Here is a 3,359-nt window from a genome sequence, read left to right as displayed (position 1 = left end):
CAATCTCGACAAACCGCTGGTGGGCTTCTGGCTGCTGTTGGTCTGTCCGTGGATTGTCGCGCGGCGCTCGTTGCGCCTGACGGTCTATGCCACCGCCCTCGCCCTGACGCTGTGCGCGATTCTCGCCCTTGGCGGCGCATTGTTGCTCGGCGTAATCGCCTGGGCGCCGAAGTGGCCGGATCAGGCCTGGCTGTGGGTGCTGAACAACCTGCTGCTGGTGACGCTGGTCGAGGAAGCGCTGTTTCGCGGCTATATACAGGGCGGGCTAAGCCGTCGCCTCAAGCACCTGCCCTACGGCGACAACCTCGCGCTGCTGTTGGCCTCGCTGCTATTTGGTCTGGTGCATGCCGGTGCTGGCTGGACCTGGGTGTTGCTGGCGGGACTGGCCGGGGTCGGCTATGGTCTGGCCTACCGTTTCGGCGGACTGGGCGCGGCGATCGCCACCCATTTCGGCCTGAACCTGCTGCACTTCGGCCTGTTCACCTATCCGATGCTGGCCAGTTGACGCAAGCGCGGTTTTGCGACGGCGTACTTAAATCTGAAAAAAAACTTCAATAAAAACCTGTCGGCGCCGACAACCATTCAAAGCCTTGCGGATTGAAAAACCATGCGTAACAACCAGCCCATTACACAACGCGAGCGGACCTTTCCAGCTCAGCAACGGTTGATTTCCACCACCGATGCCAAGGGCGTGATCACCTACTGCAACGACGACTTTGTCGAGATCAGCGGGTTTTCGCGGGAGGAACTGATCCGTGCACCGCACAATCTGGTCCGTCACCCTGACGTGCCGTCGGCGGTGTTCTCGCACATGTGGGGCACACTGAAACAAGGCTTGCCATGGATGGGCATCGTCAAGAATCGCTGCAAATCCGGTGACCACTATTGGGTTAACGCCTATGTAACACCGGTGTTTGAAGGCAATCAGGTGATCGGTTACGAGTCGGTGCGCGTCAAGCCCACCGCCGAACAGATCCGCCGCGCCGAAGCGCTCTATCAACGCATCAACCAGGGCAAGTCGGCGATTCCTTCGACGGACAAATGGCTGCCGCTCCTGCAGGACTGGCTGCCGTTCATTCTGGTCAGCCAGCTGAGCTTCATGATCGGCGCCACGCTGAACTCGCAGTGGGGCTTTGCCCTCGCCGCAGCGCTGTCGGTGCCGCTGGGCCTGATGGGCCTGCAATGGCAGCAACGCGGGCTCAAGCGCCTGCTGCGCCTGGCCGAACAGACCACCTCCGACCCGCTGATCGCGCAGATGTACACCGACAGCCGTGGCGCCCAGGCGCGTCTGGAAATGTCGATCCTCAGCCAGGAAGCACGCCTGAAAACCTGCCTGACCCGCTTGCAGGACACCGCCGAGCACTTGACCGATCAGGCCAAGCAGTCCGACGCCCTGGCACACAACAGCTCAACCGGCCTGGAACGCCAGCGCGTGGAAACCGAACAGGTCGCCACCGCCGTCAACCAGATGGCCGCCACCACCCAGGAAGTCGCCAGCCACGTACAGCGCACCGCTGACGCCACCCAGGAAGCCAACCGCCTGACCGGCCGCGGCCGCGACATCGCCGGGGAAACCCGCGAAGCGATTCAGCGCCTGTCGGTGGTCGTCGGCGAAACCGGCCTGACCGTGACACAACTGGCCAAGGACAGCGACGAAATCGGCGGCGTGGTCGACGTGATCAAAGGCATCGCCGACCAGACCAACCTGCTCGCCCTCAACGCTGCAATTGAAGCAGCGCGTGCCGGTGAAATGGGCCGTGGTTTTGCGGTCGTGGCTGACGAAGTCCGCCAACTGGCGCAACGCACCAGCGAATCCACCGGGCAGATCCATGCCCTGATCGCCAAGTTGCAACAGACCGCCTCCAGCGCCGTGCAGACCATGGAAGCCGGCCATCGCCAGGCCGAAGAAGGCGTGGCGCGGGTCCTGGAAGCGGATCAGGCACTGGTCGGCATCAGCGAAGCAGTGGCCAACATCACCGACATGACCACCCAGATCGCCGCCGCGACCGAAGAGCAAAGTGCCGTGGCTGAAGAGATCAGCCGTAACATCAGCAATATCTCGGAACTGGCGGATCAGACGTCCGAGCAAGCGCATAACTCGGCGTTACTGAGTGAAGAGCTGACCAAGACGGCGAATACGCAATATTCGTTGGTGGAGCGGTTTAACCGCTGATCAAGGCTGGAATGAAAAAACCCGGACGGCGTGAGCTTCCGGGTTTTTTTTGCCTGCTGCAATTGGCGGTCTCCGGTAGAGCGCTTTCGCGAGCAGGCTCGCTCCCACATTGGATCTGTGGTGATCACAGATTAGGTGCCAGACACCAATTCCCTGTGGGAGCGAGCCTGCTCGCGAAGAGGCCATAACAGCCAATGAAATTATTGAGGCAACTTCAGCTTGTCCAGCAGCCGATTGACCAACAGTTCGTTGAGCATGATCACCTGTTGCAGCGCCAGCAGTGGTTTGCGTTCCGGGCCGCCTATCGAGTTGGCGATGTTACCGGCCATGGCATGGGCGTATGAAAGCGACTCGCAGGCCTCAACCAACAGGGTTTCGTCATCCAGCGTGGGGTCCACGACATAGATCGGGCGATATTTTGGAGAGCTTGGTGGAGCGGCCAGATCTTCGGGTTTGAGGTAGTAATCGAGGGCGCGGTCGGTGGCTTCCTGGATTTTTTGCGGGTCGAGGGCGCGGTCGTGGGAGGGTGGCGGGTTGGGGGTTACTTTGAACATGGGCGTACTCCGGTTTCGAATATTGGGAGCCAACACCCTCGCTACCAAACGAAGGGTGGTGGCCATACGCAGGTTGGTAGACCGGTCGAAACAGGAAACCCGGCGCTCACAAAGGAGCCCCACGCATGCCCACCATAAAAGTCGAGCCCCGCAACGGGACTGCATACGGTGACGCTATACAACGGTTTCGACGCGGGCTACCAAACCCCATCACTGTTTTTCAGTGACAAACAAACGATATAGCCCGGCGCCTAGCCGCGTAAGCCGGCGGATTCTGGCGTAGGCGTAGGCAATAGCGCAAGAAGTTGTAGCCGGGATGGCGTAACGGATCGTGTAGTTTAAACGTGGCTATTTGATGATGTTTAAGTGCAGGGATTGCCTCTGACAGGCAGGTGGTTTGAGGTCGTCTGGAAGGGAGCTTTCGCGAGCAGGCTCGCTCCCACATTTGGATCGGGTACATCAGTGGGGGATTGGTCGACTTGGAGGCTGCCATCGCTGGCAAGCCAGCTCCCACAGGGATTGAGTCCGGCCGGTAGATAGTGGTCGGCTGTCAGGCCGCCTTCGCGAGCAAGCTCGCTCCCACAGAAAAGCAAAACAGCGCAGCTGCCCGCGGCAAAGCCGCACCACTCAAC

The 3,359-nt window shown here is 60.4% G+C and carries 3 protein-coding genes; 2 read left to right on the top strand and 1 reads right to left on the bottom strand.

What is annotated here, in order from left to right; all coding sequences use genetic code 11:
• Window positions 1-505 (top strand): CPBP family intramembrane glutamic endopeptidase (locus OQK_RS19635; RefSeq protein ID WP_016773882.1); only part of this gene is annotated, 505 nt, incomplete at its 5' end.
• A gap of 102 nt (window positions 506-607) precedes the next feature.
• On the top strand, window positions 608-2,173 hold the full coding sequence (locus OQK_RS19630; protein WP_016773881.1) for a methyl-accepting chemotaxis protein: 1,566 nt from the start codon (window positions 608-610) through the stop codon (window positions 2,171-2,173).
• A gap of 200 nt (window positions 2,174-2,373) precedes the next feature.
• Here OQK_RS19630 and OQK_RS19625 read toward each other — a convergent pair whose 3' ends face one another.
• The gene (locus OQK_RS19625; RefSeq protein ID WP_016773880.1) at window positions 2,374-2,727 is read right to left on the bottom strand and encodes a DUF6124 family protein; all 354 of its coding nucleotides are present in this window, start codon (window positions 2,725-2,727) and stop codon (window positions 2,374-2,376) included.
• Between the last annotated feature and the right edge of the window lie 632 nt (window positions 2,728-3,359).

Source organism: Pseudomonas sp. R62, from assembly GCF_000257605.1.
Classification (GTDB): domain Bacteria; phylum Pseudomonadota; class Gammaproteobacteria; order Pseudomonadales; family Pseudomonadaceae; genus Aquipseudomonas; species Aquipseudomonas atacamensis.
Note: the sequence above shows the minus strand (reverse complement) of the source record. Positions and strands in the feature narration are given on the sequence as shown.

What these genes read in the sequence shown, in the direction of transcription:
- OQK_RS19630 (WP_016773881.1), top strand. Translation starts at nt 608, where the DNA reads ATGCGTAACAACCAGCCCATTACACAACGCGAGCGGACCTTTCCAGCT.
- OQK_RS19625 (WP_016773880.1), bottom strand. Translation starts at nt 2,727, where the DNA reads ATGTTCAAAGTAACCCCCAACCCGCCACCCTCCCACGACCGCGCCCTC.